General features: G+C 59.9%; 20 protein-coding genes and 2 pseudogenes. 11 read left to right on the forward strand and 11 right to left on the reverse strand.

Going from position 1 to position 26400, the window contains the following annotated elements:
- The 5 genes and pseudogenes from AC0L3O_RS28845 to AC0L3O_RS28865 form a co-directional block, all read left to right on the forward strand.
- A pseudogene (locus AC0L3O_RS28845) lies at positions 1–224 on the forward strand (hypothetical protein); the annotation flags it as partial.
- Positions 225–314: 90 nt separating this feature from the next.
- Complete coding sequence (locus AC0L3O_RS28850) at positions 315–1196, forward strand: site-specific integrase (protein ID WP_473617307.1); 882 nt, start codon at positions 315–317, stop codon at positions 1194–1196.
- Between the two features lie 167 nt (positions 1197–1363).
- Positions 1364–1885, forward strand: a complete 522-nt coding sequence (locus tag AC0L3O_RS28855) for a hypothetical protein (RefSeq protein ID WP_473617309.1) — start codon at positions 1364–1366, stop codon at positions 1883–1885.
- A gap of 79 nt (positions 1886–1964) precedes the next feature.
- The gene (locus AC0L3O_RS28860) at positions 1965–5069 is read left to right on the forward strand and encodes an N-6 DNA methylase (protein ID WP_473617310.1); all 3105 of its coding nucleotides are present in this window, start codon (positions 1965–1967) and stop codon (positions 5067–5069) included.
- Positions 5066–5788 (forward strand): Fis family transcriptional regulator, encoded by a 723-nt coding sequence (locus AC0L3O_RS28865; protein ID WP_473617312.1) that lies wholly within the window; start codon positions 5066–5068, stop codon positions 5786–5788. Before AC0L3O_RS28860 ends, AC0L3O_RS28865 begins: the two co-directional genes overlap by 4 nt.
- Before the next feature lie 75 nt (positions 5789–5863).
- Here AC0L3O_RS28865 and AC0L3O_RS28870 read toward each other — a convergent pair whose 3' ends face one another.
- Positions 5864–6955 carry a hypothetical protein gene (locus AC0L3O_RS28870; RefSeq protein ID WP_473617313.1) on the reverse strand — a complete coding sequence of 364 codons (1092 nt, stop codon included), beginning with the start codon at positions 6953–6955 and terminating at the stop codon, positions 5864–5866.
- Between the two features lie 228 nt (positions 6956–7183).
- On the opposite strand from AC0L3O_RS28870, the gene AC0L3O_RS28875 reads away from it, so the two are divergent.
- From AC0L3O_RS28875 to AC0L3O_RS28885, 3 genes are all read left to right on the forward strand, one after another.
- Positions 7184–8353 carry a hypothetical protein gene (locus AC0L3O_RS28875; protein ID WP_473617314.1) on the forward strand — a complete coding sequence of 390 codons (1170 nt, stop codon included), beginning with the start codon at positions 7184–7186 and terminating at the stop codon, positions 8351–8353.
- Between the two features lie 15 nt (positions 8354–8368).
- Positions 8369–9043, forward strand: a complete 675-nt coding sequence (locus AC0L3O_RS28880) for a hypothetical protein (protein ID WP_473617315.1) — start codon at positions 8369–8371, stop codon at positions 9041–9043.
- Positions 9044–9174: 131 nt separating this feature from the next.
- Complete coding sequence (locus AC0L3O_RS28885) at positions 9175–10008, forward strand: hypothetical protein (RefSeq protein ID WP_473617317.1); 834 nt, start codon at positions 9175–9177, stop codon at positions 10006–10008.
- Here the strand turns inward: AC0L3O_RS28885 and AC0L3O_RS28890 are convergent.
- Complete coding sequence (locus AC0L3O_RS28890) at positions 10000–11118, reverse strand: DUF3800 domain-containing protein (RefSeq protein ID WP_473617318.1); 1119 nt, start codon at positions 11116–11118, stop codon at positions 10000–10002. The two genes, AC0L3O_RS28885 and AC0L3O_RS28890, sit on opposite strands and share 9 nt — an antisense overlap.
- A gap of 429 nt (positions 11119–11547) precedes the next feature.
- On the opposite strand from AC0L3O_RS28890, the gene AC0L3O_RS28895 reads away from it, so the two are divergent.
- Positions 11548–13524: a DNA/RNA non-specific endonuclease gene (locus tag AC0L3O_RS28895; protein ID WP_473617319.1), complete on the forward strand. Its 1977-nt coding sequence runs from the start codon at positions 11548–11550 to the stop codon at positions 13522–13524.
- 363 nt (positions 13525–13887) lie between these two features.
- On the opposite strand, the gene AC0L3O_RS28900 is transcribed toward AC0L3O_RS28895, so the two are convergent.
- From AC0L3O_RS28900 to AC0L3O_RS28925, 6 genes are all read right to left on the reverse strand, one after another.
- Complete coding sequence (locus tag AC0L3O_RS28900) at positions 13888–14472, reverse strand: hypothetical protein (RefSeq protein WP_473617320.1); 585 nt, start codon at positions 14470–14472, stop codon at positions 13888–13890.
- Between the two features lie 11 nt (positions 14473–14483).
- Positions 14484–14969 (reverse strand): hypothetical protein, encoded by a 486-nt coding sequence (locus AC0L3O_RS28905; RefSeq protein ID WP_473617322.1) that lies wholly within the window; start codon positions 14967–14969, stop codon positions 14484–14486.
- Positions 14966–16063 (reverse strand): hypothetical protein, encoded by a 1098-nt coding sequence (locus AC0L3O_RS28910; RefSeq protein ID WP_473617323.1) that lies wholly within the window; start codon positions 16061–16063, stop codon positions 14966–14968. The genes AC0L3O_RS28905 and AC0L3O_RS28910 overlap by 4 nt, the downstream gene beginning before the upstream one ends.
- 1034 nt (positions 16064–17097) lie before the next feature.
- Complete coding sequence (locus tag AC0L3O_RS28915; protein WP_254022756.1) at positions 17098–17373, reverse strand: DUF5334 family protein; 276 nt, start codon at positions 17371–17373, stop codon at positions 17098–17100.
- 11 nt (positions 17374–17384) lie between these two features.
- On the reverse strand, positions 17385–17516 hold the full coding sequence (locus AC0L3O_RS28920; protein ID WP_367185466.1) for a YHYH domain-containing protein: 132 nt from the start codon (positions 17514–17516) through the stop codon (positions 17385–17387).
- Positions 17517–17696: 180 nt separating this feature from the next.
- Positions 17697–18260, reverse strand: coding sequence for a hypothetical protein (locus AC0L3O_RS28925; protein WP_473617325.1), 564 nt, complete (start codon positions 18258–18260; stop codon positions 17697–17699).
- 183 nt (positions 18261–18443) lie between these two features.
- Between AC0L3O_RS28925 and AC0L3O_RS28930 the strand changes: the two are divergent.
- Positions 18444–18816, forward strand: a pseudogene (locus AC0L3O_RS28930) (transposase); the annotation flags it as partial.
- Positions 18817–19029: 213 nt separating this feature from the next.
- On the opposite strand, the gene AC0L3O_RS28935 reads toward AC0L3O_RS28930, so the two are convergent.
- On the reverse strand, positions 19030–21276 hold the full coding sequence (locus tag AC0L3O_RS28935) for a heavy metal translocating P-type ATPase (RefSeq protein WP_473617326.1): 2247 nt from the start codon (positions 21274–21276) through the stop codon (positions 19030–19032).
- 70 nt (positions 21277–21346) lie between these two features.
- Here AC0L3O_RS28935 and AC0L3O_RS28940 point away from each other — a divergent pair, with 70 nt between their 5' ends.
- Positions 21347–21769, forward strand: a complete 423-nt coding sequence (locus tag AC0L3O_RS28940) for a MerR family transcriptional regulator (RefSeq protein WP_473617328.1) — start codon at positions 21347–21349, stop codon at positions 21767–21769.
- A gap of 396 nt (positions 21770–22165) precedes the next feature.
- Here AC0L3O_RS28940 and AC0L3O_RS28945 read toward each other — a convergent pair whose 3' ends face one another.
- Both AC0L3O_RS28945 and AC0L3O_RS28950 read right to left on the reverse strand, forming a co-directional pair.
- On the reverse strand, positions 22166–25942 hold the full coding sequence (locus tag AC0L3O_RS28945; RefSeq protein WP_473617329.1) for an XRE family transcriptional regulator: 3777 nt from the start codon (positions 25940–25942) through the stop codon (positions 22166–22168).
- The gene (locus AC0L3O_RS28950; RefSeq protein WP_473617330.1) at positions 25861–26232 is read right to left on the reverse strand and encodes a helix-turn-helix domain-containing protein; all 372 of its coding nucleotides are present in this window, start codon (positions 26230–26232) and stop codon (positions 25861–25863) included. Before AC0L3O_RS28950 ends, AC0L3O_RS28945 begins: the two co-directional genes overlap by 82 nt.
- Between the last annotated feature and the right edge of the window lie 168 nt (positions 26233–26400).

The following is a 26400-nucleotide window of genomic DNA, read 5'->3' on the forward strand; positions in this document are numbered from 1 at the left end:
CGAACGCGGATGAAAGGCGTAACGGACAATCTTCTTTGCCTCGCCATCCTGATAACGGGCATTATGAGCCCAGTCCGACCGGAACCGGCAAGTCGTGGCTGGCCGGCGCCTTCGGCCGGCAAGCAGCAGGGCTCGATCGTTTCGTGCTCTATGTGCGCGTGGCCCTGTTGGAGGATTGGCTTCTCGCTCCGCAAGGACGCCGAAATGTGGGCGCGCCGAATTGAGCGAGAGATCGACCTGGGTCAGAAGCCTGCGCCCAAGCACAAGGACGGGATCAAAACAGTTTCCGACCTCATCGACTGCATATCGCGGATATGGTGGAAGTTGGCAAGGAAATCGGTCGCTCGAAGGGGTTCAGTCTTGATATGCTGCGAGCAAGGCTCGGCAAAATAAACTTAGCAGACCTCAATCGTGAGCAAGTCATCAAATTCGGTAAGGAGCGGGCCGATGATGGTGCCGGGCCGGTCACGGTCGGCATAGACATCGGGTACATTCGCACCTTGCTGGTGCATGGCGCCGCAGTGCATGGGCTGCCCTATTCCGTGGAGCCGGTCGAGCTCGGGCGCGTTGCGCTTGCTCGCCTAGGTCTCGTAGGTAAGGGCAACGAGCGTGATCGGCGGCCCACCGATGAGGAAATCGAGGCGATCATTCGATATTTCAAGGGCAACAATTATCAGATTATCCCAGTGGACAGGATGATGCGCTTTGCGATCGCTACCGCGATGCGATTAGGGGAGATCTGCAACGTCACCTGGGAGGACCTCAACCATCGTAACAAAACTCTCTTGCTGCGAGATCGCAAGGATCCACGTCACAAACAGGGCAATCATATGCGGATCCCCCTACTAGACGTCAGCGGCTATGACGCGCGCGCCATTATCGAAGAGCAGCGTTTCGCCACTGCCGGCGAAGGTCGCATCTTCCCCTATAATGGCAGATCAGCCGGAACCGCATTCCGACGTGCCTGCCAGGAATTGGACATCGAGGACTTACACTTCCACGACTTGCGCCACGAAGGAACCAGCCGTCTGTTTGAGGCGGGCTTCACAATCGAGCAGGTCGCCATGGTTACGGGGCACAAAGACTGGAAGATGCTTCGTCGCTATACACATTTGAGGCCAGAGCAGCTCCACACGATCGCAGCGAGGCTGCTAATGGCCGCGCCGGCACAGGAGCGCCGTCAGGCATTTGCCTAGCTTTGCTGCGTGCCAGCGGATGGTTGTTTTTCGACTGATTGTCGGAGTTCGCTAGGGCTGACCGCCGGGTGCGAGAAGGCCCGGCGATCCTTTACCATTGAGATCGGGTATGATACCCGTTCCGTGCAGAAAGGTCGGGTATCATACCCGATCTCCGGGAGACGAATTTGCGCCTTGTTCCTACGCCAGTTGCGTCGCAGTTGACGGGTCTCTCGACCGAAAAACTTCGGGAGTGGACGAGCCGGCGTGCACTGGTGCCAGCTGATGTTCGGCCAAAGCAAAAAGGATCCCCCGCCAAGTTCACCTGGCAAACCGTCTTGATCCTCAGATTGGCGGTTTTGCTGCGCGACCAATTCGCTGTTGAACTTCAGGCATACCAGGCGACCTTCGCGAACTTACGAAAGGACTTAAAGTCCACTTCGTTCATCGGACTATGGGGACGTCGCATCGCGCTCGCACCCCAGGGAGCGTGGTTTTTCCTCGATGAGGAGACTCCTACGCTCGGTGTCGACGTCCTCGTCATCCATTTGGATGCCCATCTCGCGGTCATTCGGGACGGGTTTTCGCTTCCTGACGCTTCAGCTGTCGCCGGGCAGTTCGACCTCTTTTCTCTACCGGCCATGCATGGCAGGGCACGCGCCCCGGAACATCAAAGGTCGACCGCCATTGGCCGAAGGCGGTCGGCATGACCGTATCCTTGGATTTCGCCAGCTTGGTTCACAAAGGCATATGTTCCTGGTATGTTCTGGATAAGGGAGGGCGGGCGTCGTGACCACCGGTATCCAGAACTGGCTCGAGAAGCTCGGCTATTCCGCCGAGCCAACCGTGCTGCATGTTCGCGGAACCCCCGTGTCCGAGACGCATCCCTACGCGCTGGAGATCAAGGCACTCCTCCGGCCTGACGGTGCTATTCGCGCGCAAGCCGTCTTTGACGTCGAAGGGATGCCCACCGTCGTGTTCGTCGGTGAGGACGACAAACCCCTGTCGCCAGCAGCACTTGATGACGCGCGCAAGCGCATCTGGAACCAGAACCTCGCAACCATCGTCATCGAGTTGAAAGGCGACGAGGCGCTTGCGCTTCCGGCGCGCAAACTGAAGCCGGCAGGCGAACGTTTGCGTCTGAGTGAAGCGCGGCCAGATGGCCCCTTCTCAGCGCTCGATGTCGCGACGGCCAACCTGTCCCGCAGATTGCCGAAATGGTTTGACGTCAAGGCACGCGTCGATCGCAAGCTACTTGCAAATCTGTCCACCACGGTGGCTAAGCTGACCGACGACGCCTATCCCAAAGTGGGCTCCGAAAAAGAGCGTAGGCGGCTCGCCGAATTGCTCATGGGTCAGGTGCTCTTCGTCTCCTATCTCGAGCACCGGGAGATCGTCGGCTCGACCTATCGCCAACGGCGCGAGGTAGCGGAGCTCCATGGCTTAGTCGCGCAGAGCAGCCGCGATGGCGTGCGAACGTTGATCGATCGGCTGCGGAGCGACTTCAACGGCGACTTTCTCGGTGACGACCGGCATGATCCCTGGACGTCGCTCTCAGACGCTGGCTTCGATCTCCTGAGCCAGTTTCTACGCCGCACGGACATGCGAACCGGCCAGGGCGATTTTTGGAACTACGATTTCAGCTACATCCCCGTGGAACTGCTATCGGGCCTGTATGAGAAGTTCCTGACCCCAGAGCAACAAGCCAAGGAAGGCGCGTATTACACGCCTCGCAATTTAGCGATGCTTGCGGTCGAGCAGGCCTTCACCGCCTCTCCCGACCCGCTTGCAGAAACCATTTTCGATGGGGCCTGCGGCTCAGGTATTTTGCTCACTACTGCTTATCGCCGCCTGATTGCCTTGTCAGAGGCAAAACAACGACGGCCACTCGGATTCGCTGAACGCGCCAGACTGCTGGAACGTAGCATCTTCGGCGGCGATATCAATTTCATGGCCTGTCGCGTGACGGCCTTCAGCCTCTACCTGTCCCTGTTGGAAGGACTCGACCCGGCCGATATTCTCGCGGCGCAGGAGCGCGACGGAACGAAACTTCCTTCCCTCAACGGCAAAAACCTCGTCCATGGCGACGAGAACGCCGACTTTTTCAAGGATACCCATACGTTCCACGGTCGGCGCTTCTCGCTAATTGTCTCGAACCCGCCTTGGGCCGAACCAGAGGGGCAACACCACACCTCGACCGACGACTGGGCCGATACGGCGGGCGTACCTTTCGCCCGCCGCCAGGTTGCCGGTGCATATGCGCTGCGTGCGCGTGAATTCCTCTCGGAGGGCGGAAGGGTATGCCTGATCCTGCCGATCGGGCAGTTTCTTGGCGCCTCGAGTGCGGCATTCGTCTCCCACGTCCTGCGCGTATATCGCCCTACAACGTTGATCAACTTCGGAGACCTGCAGGGGCTGCTGTTCCCGACCGCTGAGAACACCTGTCATGTTTTCCTTGCTGAATACCGCTCCGACGAGGCCGCAGCGCACATTCCGTTCGACGAAACGTTCGAATATCTCGTTCCAAAAGCGGACCTGAGCCTAGCCCTCGGCCGTCTGACAATGCAGTCCGCCGACCGTCATGCGTTGCAAACACGCTCGGTCGCGGAAGATCCTCAACTCCTCGTCACGATGATGTGGGGGGACGCCAGCGATCTTGCTATCTGGACCCGGCTCGCCTTGCGCGGCACATTTGCGGATTTCTGGCGCGGTCCGCAGGAATTTCGCCGCTGGGTTTATCGCAAGGGCATCCATCTCAACGACAAAAGTCGCGACGCTGTCGACGCAGGCGAACTGCGAGACAAGCCTCATGTGCCGATTGCGGCCTTGAGCGCCGGCTCCCCAGTCCTTCATCCGATCTTGCTGACCAAATGGCCCGCCACGCAGGATACGGTAGTTGGGTTGAATGACGCGGTACGTGCGGTGTTCGATGGTCCCCGCGTGTTGTTCCCGGATGGCTTCTCCAAGGGCGAGCAGAACATCCGTGCAGTGTATTTTGACGGTCCGGCTAGCTTCACCCATAGCATCGGCGTGATCGCCGGTAAGCGGAAGGACGCAGCACTACTGCAGTTCTCGGCTGTCTACCTGCGGTCGACGCTGGCGCGCTATTTCCTGATGATGCGCGGCTGGAAGATGCTGTGCGAGCGCAACGGCGTGCATCTGACCGAAGTCGAGGCCTTTCCCTTTTTCGCGCCCGAGGACGCGCCCGACACTGAGGCCGCCTCTTCGGCCCTGGCAAGCATCCAAGCGCATATGACTACCCTCATAGCGCTGCCCGAGCTGGACCAAGGGCGGCGCTATGCCGAACTGCGCGGTGAGTTCGACGACGCGATCTTCAGCTATTTCGGCCTTACCGTGGAAGAGCAGACCCTCGTCCGCGAGACGGTCGAGGTTCTCATGCCGTCAATCCGTCCAAGGAGCTTCAAGAGCCTCGACACGCCAGCACAGCATCGAGCCGATGCTGATGATTTCGACATCTATGCGAGAGCTCTCGGGGAAGCCCTGACCGCCTGGCGAACGAAAACACGCGGGCGCGGCCGCTTCCACGTCAAGGTGGTGACGAGCGATCCAGGCCGTTCCGGACCGTCTGGTATTGTCCGGGTCGCCTATTCCAACCAGTCCACTGAGCCACCGGAAGTAAGCTCAGCAGTAAGCGACAACCTGGTGCTCGAAACACTCACACAACTGCGCGAGGCTGGTCTTCGCGTAATCGCGTCCGGCGACTTTCTTGCCCTGGTTCCTGACGTCCACCTTTGGTTCGATGGCGCACTTTACCTTGTGCGTCCGCTGACGCGAAGAAGCTGGACTGTTCGGCAAGCCTTGCGCGATGCGGAGCATATCGTGCGCAGCGTTCAATCCCGTCAGCCGGGAAAAAGGGCGGCGGTGACCGCGTGACCACGTCCGTCGATTGGTTGGCCGCTTTTCCTCTCCAGCCGGCAACGGAGGCTGTCGAAGCCTTGCGACAAGGATGGTCCGAACTAGCGGCCCGGCCGCGACCAGACTTCAATCCCAAGACCAAGGAGGATGGTCTCACCAAGCGGCTCAAGATCTATGTCGAGAACCATGTCGCACGGCAACGAGGTCTGCTCGGTATGTGGGCCGCCGAGGACATCATCGGCAACATCGATCCCGCAACAGGAGCCATGATCGAGGAAAGGCGCACTGACATCGTTTACGGCTGGAACGACGAGCTCCAAGGAATGAAGCTCGTTTTCGAGTTCAAACGCCTCGGTCGCCACAAGAAACACCGAGACCACTATCTGCGAGAGCAAGGCCTAGGTCGGTTTGTTACCGGCATATACAGCCGACAACAGGCTGTTGCAGCGATGGTAGGTGTGCTGCTCGACCCAGAAGACGAAATCGTGCCGCCAATCAGAAAGGCGCTGGAAGACTCGACGCTCGCCGCCGCGTTGCGGCTGTGCCAGACACCCGGGGGTCAGCCATATGAGCGACCATCTGTTCTGTTCCAGGCCGCCGACTTTGATACTGAGCACGAGCGAGACGCTGCGCTTGCCCCGACACACGGCACGATCCGTGTCTCCCACTTTTTCTTGCCCTTCGGATATCCGACCACGACACGAAAATCAAAAGTCGCGAGCGGGCCTGGTCCCTAAACAGCGCAGCGCACGAAGTAGTGCGGAAAGGTCGTGATCAGCAAGTTGCAAGCATGCGCAGTCCGACAGTCCGCCCTACCGGCTGTCCATGGCGACATCTTCTTGATGCTGATGCCATCCGTGCATGTCCTCGATTGGGTCGGCCATGATGTCCTCCAGTTGGTCAATCTCCTTCCTGATCCGGTCAAACATCTCCAAGGCAAGCAAGCTCCGCGGCTTAGTGACAATTGACCTGGTCCGCTTTCGCCAGCTCTCGAATGGCAATCTTGAGTATCTGGCCTTCCAGCCAGGCAGAAGACGGGCATTGAGGTCAACCAGGACTTTTGTGCCGCGCGCGATTGAGAGCATCCTTACATCGAGTGGTTTGGCTGCAAGACCTTTCGCCTTTAGCGCTTTGTCGCCGTCTCGGCGAAAGCGGACGAGCGCCGCAATCGTGTCAGCTTCTAGCTGGACGGTCCGGATAGTATGGATGGGATCATCGTTCCCTGAGCGACCCTTCGCGATGATGGCGAACGACGATTCTGCCTGATCGATCCTGACGAGCAGGTGTCCGATCAGCGCTTGCTCAACCGGCATGGGCGGCTGCGAACATGCAGCGAGGAGCCTACCACGCAGTGCGGCGATATCGATTTTGGCTAGGTGGTACTTTGAGGTTGCCAGCTCAGGCAAGAGACGACGCGCCGTATCGCTGACGACCTCTGGCTCCCAGCGGAGGTGGCGTTGCGCGCCGAGCAGGGACTCGAGAAGCCCCGCAGCCAACCGGAAATAGAGGTGCGCTAGCTGACCAATGATCGGATCGTCGCGAAGTCCGACATGATAGAGTTGGTTCCGATACCCGTGCAGGATCGCCATAGCTTGAACCTGATCGGCGGGAATGTGGCCGAGATCTTTGAGAAATTGGATCTTTTTATCGAAGGCTCGCCCGCGCGCATCATTGCGTTGCTCCGCAGTCAACTGATGCGAGGGCCTGTAGCGATCATCAAACAACAGGTCAGCGCATTTCTGATGGCACATCAGCTCCAGGCCATTGTCGACAAGGATCAAAGCGATCCGCCCATTGAGTGGATGATCAATCGCTAGTTCGCAGAGTGCACGGTCCAGTTGTTCTACAATGGGAACGATAGATCGCACGATCACCTCCTGACGGCGCCGTCCGAGCCGTGACATTTCATTTCCAAATACCATACACTACTGCACGCTGCATTTGGACAGCAGGCAACCACCGCGGGAGCTGATGCCCTGAACGACTTGGTTCCCCCCGAACTCGCTTCCGCGATCGACGCTCTATGGCGCCATCAAGGTCCGGTGGCGGGAAATCTGTACGCAGCGCCAGCCTTTGTGAATCTACGCGAAACTTGCCAACGGCTCTATCCATCGTCCGGGTCCAAGGACGCGGTGAGTTTCGCGCTGAGCCAAGGCATTTTCGCTCTTGGTTTTCGACGGAGCGACGATGTGCCGACCCGCTTGGCCATCTCTTCCGACGTCGCGGCCCTCCGTATTGATCACGCCTTCAAACAGACCAGTGCGACCGTCATGCATCTCTGCCCGCTCGATCTCGGAGATGACATCCCGGAACTCCGCTTTGGGCCCAATGCCATTCGAACTTTCGCCGCAAGAGAACTAGACGATCTTCTCGACCCGGACGGGTTGTCGCGGCAGAGGGCCGGATGGCGGTTCGACAGCCAACGCTTCAGCCGGTTTTCATGGCTCGTAGTCGAGGAGACGGTGATGTTTCCTAGTACTTCAGGGGGTCGCGCTCTCCCCAGCCTGTTTTTCGATGCCCGCGAGGACCTCGGGCGGATCGAACCGCACAAGCGACATTTCCCGGCCCCGGTCGAGGAAGCGCTCTTCGCGTTGCTTACGGCGCCTTGGGAGGATGTCACCGCCTATTCCGATCTGGATTGGCGGCCTTTTCGCGTTCCCTGGGTCTATACGCTTTCGGACGACCTTTTCACGCGACAGCCGATGCCGCCCGATGCCGACACGTTATCCTGGGAGCCGGACTTCCATCAGAACGACGAAGGGGAGATGGTGGAAGTCGAGCGCCCCACACGGTTCCAATTAACCGACGTGGCGATATCCCAGACAGCATATCTGGACGATACAGCCTGGTCTGAAGTGATGGCAGCTCGACGGTCCGCGGTGTTCGCTCGTCCCGTCGAACACTTCCTTATTCGCGCTTTTGCGAGCGATGGAATTGACGAATTTCTAGCGCATATCACGGCAATTGAAGCCGCACTGGGAATGCCTGGAGATCATTATCCCAAAGCGCGGCCCAAAATCCCCGGGCAACAGCGCCAAGGCGCGACGGCACGCGTCGCGTGGCGTTTGTCCGCCCTTCTGAATGATCCGTTGGCCGGCAAACGATATCTCGCACTTTTCAAGCAACGAAGTGACTTCCTCCACGGACAGGCGATGAAGGACATATCGAGCCAAGTGCGACTGGACGCTCGGCGGCTGGCTCGTCGATGTGTCTGCGCCCTGGTGGGCGCTGCAACCTCGATGCCGCCGCCAGAGCACCAGGACGCATTCCTGGGCGAGTTGCTGCGGCGTGGATCCGCCTGAGACTGAGATCGAACCGTGAAGCGGGCCACGGCCCATAATTCGAACTTTTTCGACTGGGGCATGAGTATGGTTGGCGATATCGATTTGGTGAATGTCAGCGCGGCATCCGAAAGGTTCTTCCGGCTCTACTTTACACACTGCATCTCACCCGATCGCGACACGCTGTTTTCGCTGCTCGAGGCAGGACACAGTCTGAATGACCGATTGAAGGTTGGCGCCGACCTCGATTTCTTCGACGTCCCGGAATTCACGGCGCTCAAATGCCTTCGGAACTACTTCCATCACCAGCAGGAATTGCGGCACCTCGTGAGGCTCATTCCGATCGCCGGTTATCCCATCGTGACAGATTTGATGAAGCTATGCCTCGTCCCGCGCGGTCTGGTCGAGGCGGCGATTGAAAAGACAACAGCACGATACCGGGACGGTGCACGACAAGCCTGCCTTGGCGTGTTTCACTGGTATGGGCCTGTTGTGAATATCAATCCGGCACTCTTCAACTTCGTCGTCGCGGCTTACGAGCGCCTGAAAGATCGAGGTGTCCCATTGGCCGGAGAGGCGGCCGAGGAATTTGAGGCCAGCTATCAGTATGAGGAAGAGAACAACCTTCCGCATGTCGTCGATGGAAGACTTGCCACGTCGGCGGGAAGCATCGACGACGTCTTGACCGACATCACGAACGCACGGTTTTAGGATCGCGCATCGACGCGTCCTGCGTGCATAGGCTCGAAGGGCGCACGACAGAACATGGACGCGGGTGAGGTGCGATGAGTCAACGGCCATTTTTTAGTGATGGTCCTTCGGGTCAGGCATATGCCAACGTCATGGCTGCATCCAATGAATGGACGAAGCGCGCCCGACGGCTTTGCGAGGACCTTTGGGAAGAATTCGAACTGTATGCCGATCGGGACTTCCTCGGCGAAGTCCGCGTCAAATTTGATGAGCGGTTCTGGGAGATCGACCTCACGGTCACCCTTATCCGCCTTGGATTCCAGGTAACTTGTCCCAAGCCAGGCCCGGATGTTGGTATTGTCGTCGATGGGCTGCGGATCTGGTTCGAGGCGGTCTCCCCATCGCGTGGCGCCGACGGCTCTCCCGACCAAGTACCAGAGGCGCGCAGCGACGGCACCATGCAGAGCATCCCCAATGCGCAACTGGTCCTGCGCTACCTCAATAGCATCTCCGAGAAATTCGAGCGGCAGTATCGCAACTGGCTCCAGATCGGGGCGGTCGCGAAGGAGGACGCATTTGTCATCGCGCTGAATCCCAGGAGACTGGGCTTCGACTATGCCGACACAATTCCCCCACGTATCCTGCAGGCGGCCTTTCCAGTGGGGCATGCTTTCATCTCGTTCAGCCGGGACGACCTCAGGCCAACCCAGCGAGGGTTTGAGGTGCGCACCTCCCTTGCCAAGGCTTCGGGGACGCTGGTCGACACCGGGGTATTCCTCCATGAAGGCTACGAGGCGCTCAGCGGCCTGCTCGTTTCCCGCGTCGATGTCGTCAATCGACCAGAAGGTCTGGGCCAGGACTTCCAACTCCTTCCCAACCCCGTGGCTGCCGTTCCCTTGCCTGCCAGGTTTCGCCTCCCGGGGACCTACTTCGCTGTCAGCGCCACCGAGGATGGACACATCGTACGACCCGAGCCCTCAGAGTAAGGCCGGCGGATCGAGAAAGAAAGCCGCTGCCTCCTGATCCCTCATGCTGAGCACGTAGTGCGCAAACGCCTTGTTCTCGCCGATCGACCGATCGAGCAACGCATTCAGTAGGCCGAGGCTCCGCCGCTGCTGCTTCCCGAGACCGCGCCGCGCGGTCACGAGCTCGGCGTCGTCCGATGCGCAGATGAACGAGAGGAATTTTCCGAGAAGGCCGATGACGATATCGGACACTTGAATGCCGGCTTCGTCGTGGGAAATCGCGAAGCGGAAGTGCTTCAGCTCGTGATCGCCGTCGGTGAACGACGTGCGATCGAGATACTCTTTCACCACGTCCTCGACATCGAGGACATGCTGGCAATTCTTGAAGAGGCAAAGCCTCTGCACATAGAACGGCGCGAAACTCCCGATGAGCACGTTAGGTGTCTCGTCCTCGAGGTAAGGAAGGGCATCGAGCCGCCCCGCGATCTGAAGCACACCCTTCAGCATCATGTAGTTGAAGTGCGCGAGCAGATCGCGGCGGTGCTCCAGCAGATCGAGGAGCTCCGCGACAAAGGCCGGTCGCCGTTCTCGTCCAACGTCAGGGTGCCGATAGCGAAGGAAGATATCGACGGTGCCGTCGTAGTCGTAGCGGAGCACTGTGTAGAGGTCGTTCTTGAGCTGTGGGTTGAACGCCAGCAGCATTGGCTCGTGGTGCTCGGTAAGGATCGAGTCGACTATGTCGACAATCGACCAATAGAGCCGGTCGATAGCCGAGTAGTGAACGAACGCGCCCTGTTCGAACAGCCACGTCAGAAAGATCTCCAGTCGAGGTGCGTTAAGCAGCGCAGGAAACTCGCCGGTCGCCACATGCTTGAGCTTGATCTCCGTGGCACTCGCTTGTACCCGGAGGGCTGATCGACGTCCGTCAAGCGACAACGCCCGCGCCGTCCCGTCATGCGCTATGCCACCGACGACAAAACACTTTGGCTCGGGAACATTGAGCCCGTCCGATCGCACATGTAGTCGACGGATATTGTTCGTCTCGTCGTAGTAGATCCCATACTCGTCATCGGCGCCGGTAAGCCCATGAAGGGCGATCTCGCGGTCCCGGATCAAGTTGACGTCGATCACGCTCTCTCTTCCGCTTTCGGGCCGGGCTGCATCTAGGTCGCTCTCCGGGCTGCGTTTCATTGCCCGTGCGCAAACAGTTCTACCCGGCAGCGGCCATCGAGTCTTCGACCCAGCTCGTGTCTCGTCCGCGAGAGGACCGCGCCGGATCGCGGCATGGCGCCCACGCGCATCTTTGTTTCCGCGCAGCGGCTAACTATCAGCCCGTCTGAATCGATGTTCTGGCCCGCATCCCTGAGCCTGCTAATAGCCTGCGTCACTTCCACTGGACGCGCTCAACTTCCTAGGCCGTCAGACGACTGTCGTTGTGATGACTTATGCCGCAACATGACAGGGACTCTATTGTTCATTTGCATTACATCTTTCTGGCTTGGGCGGCGCCCGCCCACACAGGGGAGTTGAACGCCAATGGCCACGTTGGGAAGTCATGCCTTGAAACGCGCGACCCTTCAGCGTTCGGATGTCGTCGTCGAGGAGAATGCTCCGCTGGCCAACTTGCTCGCGGAGAGCCTCGCCCGACTGCGCGCGCATCCGCGCGCCCCTGCTGGCATCCTTGATACGTTCCGCGGCACCATCCGGGCGACCGCGGTCGAAGGAGACCAGACCGACCCATACGGTTTTGAGCGCATCCTGGGCGAGAGCGACCTCGTTTCCACCAATTTCCTTGCGCGCGGCCTGAAGGCCGGCCGCGCCGTCTGCCGTATAATTGTGCCGACACTTGGCGGGCAATGGTACGGCACGGGATTTCTGGTCGGACCGGGCCTCCTTGCGACGAACAATCACGTGCTGGGTACGCGTGACCAGGCAGCTCAGGCCCGGGCAGAGTTCGGCTACGAGCATGACGTCGACGGCGTGCTGGCGCCCGCCGTCGAGTACAGCCTTGCGCCCCATGAGGCGTTTTTCACTGACCTCGGCCACGACATTACGCTTGTGGCAGTCACGCCACTGTCGCGCGATGGGGTGCCGTTGGACCGCTTTGGTCATATGCCGTTAGTGCCCTTGTCGGGCAAAGGACTGCACGGCGAATGGGTCACGGTGATTCAGCATCCGGACGGAGCCCCCAAGCAACTGGCCATCCGGGCCTGCCAGATTGTCGACCTTGATCCCCAGAGCATTGGCGACGACTACGATCTCGCGAAGAACCGGCACCTGATCTTCTACTCGACGGACACCAAGCCAGGGGCCTCCGGCGCTCCGGTCCTCAACGACCAGTGGCAGGTCGTCGCAATCCACCACAAGGCGGTCCCCAAGCCAGGCAAGGAGAACCGGGCTCGCATTGAAAAAGGGGAGGAGCCCGAGTGGCTTGCCAACGAGGGTGTACGCATCAGCGCTATTTCCAACCTATTGGAGAGCAAGCGATTCAGCGATCGGGATGCGGCAGAAGCGTTGGCCCGCATTGAGCACGGGCTGGGCGTTGAACCGCTGTGGGTTCCATCGACCCCAATAGTCGACATTCGCGAGGAGAAAGATCCAGGAGCTTTCAAGCTGGCCCGCTGGACGTCATTGTCGCAAGCCAAGGGCCTAGGCTATGACCCCGACTTCATTGCCGGGCTGCACCTCCCCCTCGATGCCATCATCGCGCCGGCCGTGCCACTCTTGGCTCCGCTTAAGAACGGGTCCGGGCATGTTTTGGACTACTTGCACTTTTCCACCGTGGTCCACAAGGAACGCAGGTTTCCATTGCTCACGGCCGTCAATATTCGCGGCGACAAGGTGGTGTACACCGGCGGCCGCTCGGGCTCCTTCCGTATCGACGCACGCATGGACGCGGCGTATCAAGCGGCCGGGGAGCTCTATGAGAGCAAGCTCGCCCAGGAAATCATCTACTTCGACCGCGGCCACCTCGTGCGGCGCCTCGATCCGTCGTGGAGTATTAAGTCCGGCAAGAGCGGCGAAGCGGAAGCCAAGTTCGCCGATGAGGATACCTTTCACTACAGCAATTCGGCCCCGCAGGTCGGCAACTTCAACCGAGGCGACTGGGGCGATATTGAGGACTATGTGCTTGATCGCACCCAAATGCTCGAGAAAAGGGTAACCGTCTTCACTGGGCCGATCTTCCGGCCAAACGACCCCAAATATGGCATCAAGCGCAAAGGAGGCCCCTGGCTCATACCCGCAAGCTTCTGGAAGATCGCGGTGATCGAGAAAGAGCCTGGAGTGTTTGCCGCGACCGCTTTTATTCACGGTCAGACGAAGTTGTTGCAGCAGCTCTATGAGGCGAAGGTCTTCACCCTCACCAACCCCGGGCTAACCAAGCTCAGAGAGAAGGACATCCAAACGACGATAGCGCACGTGAGTGAGTTGGCCGCGCTGGACTTTTCGGCGCTACATCCGTTTGACGCCATGTCCGCCCTGGAGACCACGGAACGAACCCGCGTGATTTCGTCACTTCGGGACATTGTCATCTAGGGAGCCGCACCGCTCGCAAAAGGCTAGTGCTCACCAAACGCAAAGCCATCACACATCCGATCGGTCCTACTCGAAATCGTATCCTAGCGTGCTAAGCGCCCGCCGCCCGTCGTACCCTCGCGTCTCACTGGGTTGCCCAGTGGATGCGGGACTGATGATCGGATGTTACCCCGCAGATCATCGCGAATTCGGGTACCTTGGCGCCTTCTCGTAGAAGCAGAAGCGAACGAAGGGACAAGCCTCCGCGTGCACGGCGCGTACATGTCGACATCTAACTATTTGCTATCTTCCCAGTCCATCAGCGGCGGTTGGCCGCTTGCCTTCCGCCTCAACAGGATTCAAGCTCTTGTTTGTTCGATGGGTCTACTTGCAGCCCAATACGCCGCTCGCGGTCTCACACTCGCACGCGACGCTCCTCCCGGTCGATATCGGGACAGCAGTCTCGCAAATGCGCGACGCGCTGGTTTCGACAGCAACCACCGGGGCGCCGGCGGGAACGAGGAAGCGGTCTCCGCAATGGCCAGAGATATCGCTGCCTATATGAACAGTAGCTTCACTGGGAGGTGCGCAGGCGACGGCCAACGCGCCGAAATTCCTTCGGTCATTGCGTGCCAGGCCAGATTTGCCCTCGACTACTTCGGCCACCAAGGCAGCAACCAAGACGGGCTGACCGCCATCGAGCGCGTCACCAAAGTAGAGCGCCACGATCTCGCCGACGGCTCCCCGCGGCACGGCGTCGCTCGAAGCCACCCGCGAACAGACCTCTGCCGCAATTTCCGCAACGACACCGGCCGCTTCGCCTCCGCCAATCACGATCCCTTTGTCGAGGGCGAAAGCGGCCAACGCTTCTGATCCGATAAGCTTGACGTCCTCGACACAATCGGCGGCCCTTGCCGCCACAGTTCCCACGCTCAAGAGCGCAGCAAGCAAGATCCCCACGAACTTCATCGTTCTCCTCCTCACTTCCGCTCGAGCACAGCATTGATCGATCGCACGCAGGCGAGTCCAAGAAGCAATGCACCCACCGCGAAGGCGTAAAGCTGGAGCGTCTGCGGCCACCAGACCATGTCGGCGAACGCATCGAAAGAGTTGAAACGGAGTTGCGTCAAGGCTGCATCGAGCGCCGAGAAACCAAAATACAACGAGGCACCAAAGAGAAGGAGCGAGGCCATCGTCCAAACCAGCCGCTCCTTGAGCTCCTGCTCATCAGTCAGGGGCCGCGTGAGCAACCAGATGCATCCGCCGATGAGTGCCGTCGCGAGGGTGAACAGTTGCTTCGTGAGGTCGGTCGAGAGCGTCAGCGCCTTCTCGACTGCCGCTGGGAAATTCGCCGGCGGAAGGTTCGCATCCCCTCCCTTCATGAAGAGGGCTGCGGCAACAGCACCAGCTACGGCAAGCACCACATATACAACCGTTGCGATGTTGATGAAGCGCTGCGTGATCATGGCTCATCCTCGAGCAGTTCGGTTCTCACGAGGCCTTCCGGTACCCGAGCGCGGAATGCCCAGCTTTGGTCGGCGGAGCTATTCAGCATAAGGACGTCCGTCATGGTCATACAGAGGTCGTTGTCGGGTCGGTGGAACATCACCGCAGGAAACGTCTCTCGCAGGTTGGTGCGTGTCACATGACCCAGGCCGAGGAAGTGACCCACTTCGTGAAGAAAAACGGCATGAAGATCGACCTTCATGGTGGCTGTGGGGTTGCCCAGCACGAAAACTCGGTCTGCACCGACGCCCGGACTGGATCGGAGCTCATATCGAGTGTTAGTCACGTCCATTTCGATGCGGCGATCAGGCTCACCGCAGGCAAAGAAGGCATTCTCGCCGCAGGGCGGATGGCTGACGAATGCCAGCCCAAGCGTCGGGGGCTCTAAGGAAGCCGATCCTTCGCATATGGCGGCGGCCAGCGGGATCGGCCAGAAGCCCTTGAAGCCGGAGAGATCGTTTTGGCAGAACTGTGTGAGTTCCGGGTCGCTTCGTGCCACGGCAACGTAGCTTCCCATGACATGTCCGGTGCCGGTCGGGCTGCCGTCTCCCAGGCTCAGGAGTGTCTGGTGCGCGGCAAGCACGTCCTCGACAAGTGAAGTATTTGCGGTAAGTGCCACCCACACCTGTCCATCGATGAATACGGTTTCGCCCACGACGGCAAAGGCCATAAGGCCGCGGTGGCACCGAAGACAGCTCTGGCGCCATAGGTTGACGCTTTGTGCTAGCGCCAACGTCACCTTCTCCTTGCAAGCCTCGTCGCACTCGCCATCCGAGTAGGTGATCTCGACAATGATGACCGGCATGTCGGCGATCGAGGCCGGATTTTCAATCGGCTTGTCGAGGATCGAAGGGTCAACCTCATTCTCACCAAACGGAAGAAAGACCCCTGGGCACCACCGGTCCGTGAGCAACGGAATCAGGTTCGACGCCTGTACTTGAAGAGGAAAGCCGACGAGCAGCGCGAGCGTGGCAATACTTTGAGCGACACTAGGCAACATGTGCAGCCACCCCCACGCTATAAGCGACGAACATAGCAGATTTGGCTTCTCCATGTCACATCTGCCGCGCGCTCATCCGCGAGCCGGCCAAGGAGCCGTGCCCACAGAGTACTGTGACCTTTGCCCTTCGGCGGGCCCGTTGGTTTGCATCCCAGGCCATCAGACCAATGGGCACCTTCCACTGGCCCTTTCTAGCCGGCGGCCCGAGACGGTCCGACCGTGGTCAGAACCGCTTCAGTCTTGGGGCGAAGTCGCCGTAAACGTGCGTGACGCGCCGGTATCGACCGATGTTCTCATGAAGATCGCCATGTCGATTGCGCCGATAATTTCGGTCCGCTAATCAACCACCCTCTAACTCATCGACGCCTCCGTATACTGGCAAGGTTTGATGGCCTCGATAAGAATGAACTGCTACCTTTGCCGTATGAAATAGAGTTCGACTCAAACCTTGGGGGCTCAAATGGGGCGTCTGCTTTCGGCGGTCATTGTTGGTCTTTTGTCAACTGGGTCGGCTTTTGCCGACGACACGAGGATTGCAAATATTCCTACGCGCACAGCAAGGTGCGACGTGAGAATTTTCCCAAGGCTAGTTCTCTGCCTCAAGCGTTTTTCGCGCCAACTGCCATTCATCCCACACATTATCAGGATCAATTTCGTCGGAGCCCCGAGCTTCTATGACTGCCCGATAGCCATACGCGGGCGTCGCGATGGACGGAGCCTGATCTCTGATTTGTAGGACTTCTCTTTCCGTTAGGGGCACACCCTTTTCCCGTTCCGCAGGTAGAAGAGTCGCTACCAATGCCGGGACCGGGACAATGAATAATTCTTCGGCCAATCAGTCATCTGCTGTCGCTCCCGTCGCGCCACGGCCGGAACTTTAAGTCTTCCCTGCGGCCGATCATCACGAACCTAGACGGGCCGGCCGCTTCTCATCATGGCACGGGCGTTCTTCCATGATTCCAGGCGTCATGACGACTAGCTCGCCGATGATTGCCGACGGTGCTTCTATAAATCGTTGAACCGATGGCCGGCAACAACTGGCAAGAAGATATCGCGGCCCGCTGCGCCAGCGCAGTTGATGAGCGAGATCAGTCGTCTTCCATTTCAAGAGTCCGATACTCGCCGCTTTCGTTGTCGTAGACCTCGACTTCAACTGTCGATCCGTGTCGCCGGATACTTTCGACGGTTACGTCTCGATATTCGCCAGCACCACTATCAAATATTTCGATGTCCCTGCCCGTCCTGACAAGATTACCCTTGCCTATCTCAACAGACTCGCCAGTCGTCGTATCCGTCCCATCCCAAGCATATGCATCGGACGCGCCCAAAACGAGTCCGATTGCGAGCGCAAAACATTTGATCATAGTAAGCCGCCCTAATGGCAGTGATATTGGCCAGTTTTATGATTCGTATGGCAGCCGTTTGAGTCTGTTCCGCCGCCATGGCTGAACGCCGGGGCAACGCTATAGGCGCCAAAAAGAACACTAAGAAAAATCAGATATTTCATTCCGCCCTCCCAAGTAGATGGCTATTCGGCGCTCAATCATGGCGAGAGTCAAGAGAACACGGAAAGGCGGTCTGTGTGGCGGGCTCGTGGACGATCATAGACGAGTTGCGCTCGATCGGTGCCGTAGGACTTCTAAGCTTGCTCGTGATCCATGCTTGCGACCTGGGAGCGTTCATTCGATCAAATGGGTTCAAGTTCCGCCAGGAATTCCGGCATGGCTTCGGATGTTCGATTGTACGCAAGTTCGAACAAGCCGAGCGAGCCAAGCAGCGCATTGGCGATCATGTCGACGGTGCTCTTTGTATCCCTCAATCCGCGTCCGAAATCTGTCAAATACCGTGGAGGGTCGGGCTTAGAATACAATCCGGCGACGCCGGACCAATTCGGATGTGCGATCTCACTCAGGCTCTCGTAGCTGGCGCGCACCCCGGGTACGGCTTTGTCCATGCGGTCGATACAGCTCAGGATTTGCATGGCCTGTGGCCCATCCGGCCATTTACGTGAGCCCACGAGCAGCCGTATCAGCAGATCGTTCATGTCTTGCGGTGAATGGGTATGCCGCGCATCGAGAATCTCCCAGAGTTTCCACACCAGGGCAGCATTCTCGGTGAGCGCTCGGGTCAAAAGGGCGGCAACGCTCAGGTCCTCGCGTCCAAGAGCATCGCATGCATTGCGCGCCAGCTCTTCGCTCCCCAGATCAGCGCTTCGCGTGCGCACAGCAATTGGAATGGCGCTTTGGACCAAACCCTAAAGCGGCAGCGTCGATACGAGCCGGCAGATTTTCGCGCCGCCTGTTTGCAAACTCGCGCGCTTCGACAAGCTCTGCAGAGACCATGTTTGGAGCGCCCTTCATTCTACCTGCCCCATCTTATCTGAGTCCCGCCGATCGGCGAACTCCGGCCAAAGATCGGCCAAGTATCTCGCAATCTGAAGGCCAAGTTCCTCGAATTAGAGAACGCCATCCGGCACTCGCTGAAGTCGTTCGGCACCCGCTTGGGCAAGGTCGGACGCGGGGCGTTCGAGCGGTCGGTGCGCCAAGCGGTGGCGGACGATCCGTTGCCGAGCGAACTGTTGGACGCGATGCTGGCGGTGCGCGACGCGGTAGAAACAGTATTGCCGGCTGCACAATCTCGTCGTGAAAATTGTCGGGCGTAGTGAGCCGTGCCGGCGCTTGATGGCTATCCAGGTGTCGGTCCGGTGACGGCGCTTTCGCTCATGACTGCGATCGATGGTCCGACGCGCTTCCGCCGCTCGCGTGACGTTACGGCCTACTTCGCTGACGTCGCGGCTCTGGCAGTCGATGGCCATGAAGCGCCGGCACCGCTTGCTGCGAGATGCAGCAAGAGACCTACCCCATCAGCACGCCGGCTAGCACCACCCGGGCGCAGCTGCTCACCCAAAAGGGCAATCGCCAGAAATGCCCCGATAAACGGCGCGGGCGAATAATAAGCGCCGCTTCGATGCGAATGGTTGTTGCTCATCGGCCATCCCAAACGACATATAAGGCGGCAATCTACACCCCACCTTTCCAGCGCAACAGCCGCATGGCGTTGGCTGTCACCAGCACCGTCGCGCCTGTGTCGGCGAGAATGGCGGGCCACAGGCCGGTGATGCCGACTACGGTCGTCACCAGGAACACCGCCTTCAGCCCCAACGCCATGGTGATGTTCTGCTTGATGTTGGCCATGGTCGCCTGAGACAGTTTTATCATCGCCGCGACATCGCCGACGCGGCCATGCAGCACCGCCGCATCTGCCGTCTCCAGGGCGACATCGGTGCCGCCGCCCATGGCAATGCCGATGTCGGCCGCGGCGAGCGCCGGCGCATCGTTGATGCCGTCGCCGACCTTAGCGACCATCAGCCCCTGCCCTTTCAACTCGCCGACAATGCGCTGCTTGTCTTCGGGCAGCAGTTCCGAGCGCACCTCGATATCGAGGTGCTTGCCGATTGCTGCCGCCGTGCGCTGGTTGTCGCCAGTCAGCATGACAGTCCTGATGCCAACATCGGTCAGCGCCTTGAGGCCGGCCTGCGCGTCCGGCCGAGGCTCGTCGCGCATGGCGATGAAACCGGCCAGCACATCGTTGATCAGCAGCACCGACACCGATTTGCCCTGGTCGTTGAGGTCGGCGATGCGGGCCACGTGCTCGGCCGGGAGCGCGACCTTCTCGCCTCCAGCGATCGGCGAGCCCAGGAAGACGTTGTTACCGCCAATGCGACCGACGACACCCTTGCCGCCGAGCGCCTTGGCCTCCGCCGCCGGCGGCACCGGCACGCGTTGGGCCTTGGCCTTTCGCAGGATCGCCAGAGCCAGCGGATGGCTCGATCCGGTTTCGAGTGCAGCGGCCAGCGATAGCACCTCTTTTTCGCTGATCTCGATGGCCACGACATCCGTCACCACGGGCTTGCCTTGAGTCAGCGTCCCGGTCTTGTCCAAAGCCACGGCGGTGATCTTACCCAAGCCTTCCAGCACCGCGCCGCCTTTCATTAAAAGACCACGCCTGGCGCCGGCCGAGAGCGAGGCGGCGATTGCCGCCGGCACCGATATGACGAGCGCGCAGGGGCAGCCGATGAGCAGCAGCGCCAGGCCTTTGTAGATCCATTCGTTCCAGTCGCCGCCGAAGGCCAGCGGCGGGACGACGGCCACCAGAGCCCCCACGGCGACGACGGCGGGCGTATACCAGCGTGAGAAATGGTCGATGAAGCGTTCCGTCGGCGCCTTACTTTCCTGGGCCTCCTCGACCAGCTTGACGATGCGGGCGATGGTGTTGTCGGACGCCGCAGCCGTGACGGTGACGCGCAACACGCCGTCGCCATTGATGGTGCCGGCGAATACGTCCGCGTCGACGCCCTTGCGCACCGGCACGCTTTCCCCCGACACCGGCGATTCATCGATGGCGCTTTCGCCCTCGATGATCTTGCCGTCGGCTGGAATGCGATCGCCCGGCCGCACCAGAATGACGGCGCCAACCCCAAGGGCTTCGGCCGGAACTTCGCGCGTGGCGCCATTCTCCTCCAGGAATGCCGTCTTGGGCACCAGCGTGGTCAGCGCCTGGATGCTGGAGCGCGCCTTGCCGGCGGCCACGCCTTCCAGCAACTCTCCGACGAGGAACAGGAAGACCACGGTGGCGGCTTCCTCGCCGGCACCGATGATGACGGCGCCGATCGCCGCGATGGTCATCAGCATTTCGATGGTGAAGGGAATGCCGGCGAGCGCGGCCATCACGGCTCGCCGTGCAATCGGCACCAGTCCGATCAGCATGGCGGCAATGAAAAGCCAGACGCCGGTGGCCGGCCAGACATAGTGAATCGCAAAAGCTGCGGCCAATGCGGCGCCGCTGGCGATGCTCAGCCGGCCTTTGGCGCTGTTCCACCACGGCCCCGTGGCCGGCGTGTGGTCGTGGCCATTCAAGCCCTCCACGCCGTCGTGGTCATCTTTGGCTGTGCCGGCATGGTCGCGGCCAGCATGGTCGTGGCCAGCGTGGTCATGGCCGCCTTTGGTGCCGTGCCCGGCCGGTTTGGCGTTCTGTCCGGCTTCGCTCGTGAGCTGAGCCACAGAATAGCCGAGGCCCGTCACCTTCTTTTCGATCGCGGCGAGGTCGCTTTCGGCAGTGTGCCTGACGGTCATGGTGCCGGCAGTGACCGAGACGTTCACATCCTGGACGCCATGCATGCGCCGCAGCGCGCTATCGATTTTCGTCGCGCAGCCGGCACAATCCATGCCTTCAACGCGATAACGGGTTTGTGCGGCGGTTGTAGCCATCGTCTCACTCCTTGAACCATTCCAGCGGCACGCTACATTCTCTAGCGACTAGAGGAGCAAGCGAAAAATCATGCGCAGTGTCCCGATTGGCGAAGCGGCACGACAGAGCGGCGTGAAAGTGCCGACCATCCGCTACTATGAGCAAATCGGCCTGCTGCCCGCGCCGAAGCGCAGCGAGGGCAATCGACGGCACTATGAGACGAGCGATTTGCGCCGGCTGGCGTTTATTCGCCATTCACGCGAGTTGGGGTTCGACATCGAAGCCATCCGCACCCTGCTGACGTTGCAGGATAATCCCAGCCAGCCCTGCGCCACGGCCGACACCATAGCCCAGGCGCGGCTGGCCGACGTCGTTCAGCGGATACGCAGCCTCACGGCATTGAAGGCCGAACTGGAACTCATGGTCGAAGGCTGCCGGCACGGGAAGGTCGGCGAATGCCGGGTGATTGAGGTGCTGGCCGATCACAGCCAATGCGAACACGCCCGGCACTGACTGGACCCGATCTCGAACGATCTAATCATTCGTGAGCCGGCCTTTCCGCCACCATCCATGAGACGCGACTGCACGGCGAGGTGATGATTTTGGCCACGGCTAAGCCACGAGCTGAAGTGCGGCTTGCACTCCGGCAATTGTCCGGAATCGGTAGCAGCGGCCCTCTATTCCTTGCATCGGCGCGTCACAAGGACGTGATTTGCTTTGCCCATGTAACAAACCAGATGGGCCAGACCGAAGGTGATTTTGAGAAAGGCGAAGCCGACGGCACCGCGACAAGATTCGTACCGTCTTTGAGACAGAGGGCGTAGAATTCACAAACGGCAATCGTCCCGCGGTCAGATTACGACGAGGTGACGTCTGTAGTTGGAGCGCTCAAAACGATCGAGAGCGTGCCTAAGTTCTCCAGTCGATCCGCTCGGCGTCCTCATCATGCCGACGCGCTTCCGCTTCATATTCGTCGCCGAGGGTGTCAAGCGCCTTGGCCGTGCGCGGATGATCGTAGGCGATCGCTTTCGCCCATGTTCGATATTTCGCCGCCTCCAGGCGTTCGAGTTCTCCGCCATCGCGCGGCAAACGCGTCGTGACACCGCGGCGATTGCTCTTGCCGACAACAAAACCATCAATCATCGGCTTGCTGCGAAAAAGATCTATCGCCTCGCGCACCGGTTCAGCTGGCCAATTGCCATCTGAGCCGACCGGCGAGGCCGAGAGGAGATTTCCAATTCGGCTGTCGGCGATGTTTTCTCGGCCGACCGCTTTGGCAAGTGCCCTGGCCTGCTTTATCCAGGTCTCGAGCTCCTCGCCGTCGATAGTGCCGTCGTCGCGTGTTCCAGGAATATAGTTCCAAAGCTCCAGCAGCCGATAGGCCTGCGTGGCGACGGTTTGCGCATGCTTGGAGTCATCGGGTTCAGGCTCAACGATACCGCTTTCCTCGCTTGCCCTGAAGGCTGCGCTCAGCATCTCGACGAACAGTGATGGTTGCTCCGAAAGTGCCCTGAGCAGAACCTTGGGGCGCCGCCGCGAATACTCCAGGATCCGTAGATATCTCCACTCGAGCTTAGCCAGAACATTTCGGTCGGCATCTTCGCGCTCGTCGAGAGCCTCTAGGATTTCAGCCACATCGTGCTGCAACATCGCCGCCTCGTTGGGGTCGCCGTCTTCGATTGGCTGACGTGAGGTCTCCTCCAGCATCTCGACCATTAACTCGGACGGCAGGTGGGCCTTGTTTCCGCGCCGCGCGAGCGTCAGGGCGTGCCGGGCTCGTCCAGCACTGATCAGCTTGCGGATCGCATAGATGACGTCGCCACTATCCTCGTCGATCCAGAACACTGGTGCTCGGCGCCAGTAAGTTGCTTCTATCTCGCCACCAATCTGGGCTATCCGTTCCCAGGTCCAACGGGCAACAGGAAGCGCCCGAAGGATTGTAAGCAGCGCCGTGTCACCCCAGTTCTCGGTCAGGGCCCTATCGATCAGCGCGTTTGCCCAGGCTTCCTTCCGATCCCGAAATAGTGAAACGATGAGACCGTGGGCCACATCCCTCTCGTGCCCATCATCGCTTTGAACAGCGCATGTCAGCAGCACCTCGATATCCGGGTACGGCAGGCCGACATCGCAGAGAGCCTTGCCAATATAACCCGGGATTTCGCTCGCTCGCGCCAGCGCAAACACGGCGGGGAGCCCGCCCTCGGCGTAGAGCGCCTGAACCGCCTGCTGTCGTGCGGCGTCAATGTCGCGCTGTTCCGTCTCCCAGCCTTTGGAAGAGAGCTTGGGCAGTTGAACGGTTTGCTTGAAGAGCCAGGCTGTTCGCTCAAACGGATCGGTGGGCGCGAAACATTCGTAGATGCTCTCCAATCTATCGAGTACTAGGTCCGGCAAAGACCACTCGGCATCGGGAAATTGTCGATGATGATGGAGCACATCCCGCAACTTCTCCCAGAGGGACCGGCGATCCGCCTTTTCGATGAAACTTACCTCGGCCGCCACGAGCGCTGCCAGAGCGGGTTCAGCATCGGGCGCCAAATCGCCCAGCCGGTCGAGCAGATCCGGCCAGCGTGCGGAACTCAGGCCCACGTCGGCAATCAAGCGCTTGCTGATAGCGGCCGCCCCGCGCCCAATGAGCGCCCATGTCACTGTCTCTATTTTGTCGACCGTAAAATCGCGCCAGCGCGGCATAGAAGTTGGAAATGAGGTATCGTGTCCACGCGGCAGGATATCGAGCATCAGCTTCCATGCCGCATCCGGCTCCTGCTTGCGGATCAAATCCAGCGCGCGAAGCCTCTGGTCCAGATTCGCGTAGGTCTGAGGTATCCACAGACGGTGGATTTCGCGCAAGCTATTTGCGGGTCCATTGGAATAGCGACGCGGCTTGGTGTCAATCGCGTCAAGTCGCGCCAAGAGGTGAGTTACCCTTGGCATATATTCAGGCGACCAAGCCAACGACTCCAGAGCCCACATCAGATCGGAAAGATATTCAGTCCCGACGAACCCACCTCCATCGTGGCCAAACAGCGAAGCTATGGCAGGTTCGTCCTGGTCGAGACTTTCTTCAATCGCGGCGAGAAAAGCCTGCGGCGCGGCTTCCGCGAGAAGTCGGAAGTCGCTCGACAAGGACCACCACCGCCTCTGATCCGCGTTTTTGAGGAGCCTGCTTACTATGTTGTCGGTGCGCCGCCTCGCGTCGGCCACGGCCCGCACCCGATCACCCCAAAGCGCCAGCAGGATAAGAACCTGGCCGATGCCATTGCGCAGCATGCCCGAGTAGTCGCGATGGATGCCGCGAACCCCCGCCATCCAGCGCTCGTCGGGATCCATGTCGAAGCGCGGGTCGGCGGAAGCCAGAACCGCGTAGGCTGCAGCCTCGAAACGCTTGACGTCCGCGTTCGTCAGATGATGCGCAAGCAGCATCCACGCATCCGAGGGGGAGGCAACGCGCCAAGTCGATCCGACCTTCTGCAGCGGGCTATCGAGTTCCCCGATATATGCTGTCAGGTCTGCGATAAAAGCCTCATAAGGAGCGTCCGCGAGTTCTGAGAGGCGCGCTCGATCTGCTGCGGAAGTCTCGTCCCATCCCCCCGCTAGGAGGGCGGTGAGCAAAGCGCGAGATACCGGTTCCCTGGCCCATTTTGGCTGGCGGCCAGGGGCGCCGGGCATCAGGCGGCGAAGGACGGCGAGATTGCGCGCACAGTCGCGAGCGAGCGCTTCTGCCCGTTGCTCGACTATGCCGGCAGCGCTCAACGCACTGGCGATCCCCTCGCGCGACGGTCTGGTGAGCACACGCACGTCGCCGCGCGCGACTCGACGATCATCATAGGCCTGCAACACATAGTGGCCCCGTGTTGCGAGAACGTTGGCTAGTCCGGGCTCGGGTTCAGTCAAAAGCAGAAGGAGGGGCGCCGGCGCGTTAGCGAGAGCCCTGGCCGCTTCGGGAGTGGTCGCCACCAGGCAGCGGGAGCGATAGGCAGCAGCCACATCGTCAGGCAGTTCACCGAGTGCGGCATGGAAGAATGCAATCACCTCATCTGCAGCGGTTGCCTGCAAGGAGAGAACGGACGGGGCTCCCCGAAGCCAACGCAGAACTTCCGCAGCGTCCTCGTCGCGGTCACTGAGAACGAGGTCCGTGGTCAACGGCCGCTCCGTAGCAAGCGACCATTCTTCCCAAACTTCCTCCAGTTCTCGGGTTCCATTGGGTCGCTTTCCCAGTCGCGTAGCCAACCAAAGACCGACGGCCGGCGCCTGCTCGATCCAATGGACGAGATCATCAGCGTCGTAGGCGCGAACCTCTTTCCACGGGCCTTCACTCTGACGCGCTTTGGCCCATTCGTCCTTCCCAGGCCAGTGGCGCGGAGTAACGAAGACGAAGGCGGCGCTGGCTGGGTCGAGGGGAGAAGGATCGATCTTCCGCTTGCGATAGTCCTCATTCGCTTTCTGGACGATATTGCTTCGCTGTGCGCCAATTTCCCACCCGGCTTCACCCTCGGGTACGTAGGGACTGGGGTTATCGGCCGAAGTACGTCCATCCCAGCCTGGATAACGAACCCCTTCATCCGAAGGAAAGCGAAGGTGGACTGCTGAGCCGTAGGTGGCGAGGATCAGATGTGCGACAAGCGTCGGAAGGCTGATGGCTCCGTCGTTGCGGTTTGCCCAGTTTGAAAGGTCCTCGGCGCTGACCATCTGATTGGGATTGCAGGCTGGTCGGAAGTGGCAATGATGGGAACTTCGGGCCCGATAACAGCACCAGTGGCAAGAAACCGAATGCCAGCGCCCTCAAGAGCGCCCCGGATGGCTTGGGCATTGTTTGCTACAGGGGTTCGTCTACCGCGCTCAAAGTCAGCGACCGTCGAGGTCGCCACACTGGCCGCCTTGGCAAGATCCTGTTGAGACCACGCCAGGAGCGCTCGGGCTGCCCGGACGTGCTTGGGTGTGAGATCACCAGGAGGAGAGCTTGACGAAACCATGGTCATAAGAAATATATGACATCAATTTAAAAATTCCAAGGAGTTTTTTTGTCGGCAATTTTTCGAATTTGTCTTCAATTGATTAACAAGCTCACGAAGCGAGTCCCAACGCCCCTTGTCAGAGGCTGCCGTATCCACAGTGGCTCTTGAGGAAGAGCATTAGCAAATTAGAAA

The sequence above is a fragment of the Mesorhizobium sp. WSM4810 genome (assembly GCF_055811235.1).

Coding starts and splice junctions, on each gene's coding strand:
- AC0L3O_RS28940 (WP_473617328.1), top strand. CDS start 21,347: ATGCGCAGTGTCCCGATTGGCGAAGCGGCACGACAGAGCGGCGTGAAA.
- AC0L3O_RS28910 (WP_473617323.1), bottom strand. CDS start 16,063: ATGGAGAAGCCAAATCTGCTATGTTCGTCGCTTATAGCGTGGGGGTGG.
- AC0L3O_RS28850 (WP_473617307.1), top strand. CDS start 315: ATGGTGGAAGTTGGCAAGGAAATCGGTCGCTCGAAGGGGTTCAGTCTT.
- AC0L3O_RS28885 (WP_473617317.1), top strand. CDS start 9,175: ATGGCTGCATCCAATGAATGGACGAAGCGCGCCCGACGGCTTTGCGAG.
- AC0L3O_RS28870 (WP_473617313.1), bottom strand. CDS start 6,955: ATGTCACGGCTCGGACGGCGCCGTCAGGAGGTGATCGTGCGATCTATC.
- AC0L3O_RS28945 (WP_473617329.1), bottom strand. CDS start 25,942: ATGGTCAGCGCCGAGGACCTTTCAAACTGGGCAAACCGCAACGACGGA.
- AC0L3O_RS28950 (WP_473617330.1), bottom strand. CDS start 26,232: ATGACCATGGTTTCGTCAAGCTCTCCTCCTGGTGATCTCACACCCAAG.
- AC0L3O_RS28920 (WP_367185466.1), bottom strand. CDS start 17,516: ATGAAATATCTGATTTTTCTTAGTGTTCTTTTTGGCGCCTATAGCGTT.
- AC0L3O_RS28905 (WP_473617322.1), bottom strand. CDS start 14,969: ATGATCACGCAGCGCTTCATCAACATCGCAACGGTTGTATATGTGGTG.
- AC0L3O_RS28900 (WP_473617320.1), bottom strand. CDS start 14,472: ATGAAGTTCGTGGGGATCTTGCTTGCTGCGCTCTTGAGCGTGGGAACT.
- AC0L3O_RS28935 (WP_473617326.1), bottom strand. CDS start 21,276: ATGGCTACAACCGCCGCACAAACCCGTTATCGCGTTGAAGGCATGGAT.
- AC0L3O_RS28915 (WP_254022756.1), bottom strand. CDS start 17,373: ATGATCAAATGTTTTGCGCTCGCAATCGGACTCGTTTTGGGCGCGTCC.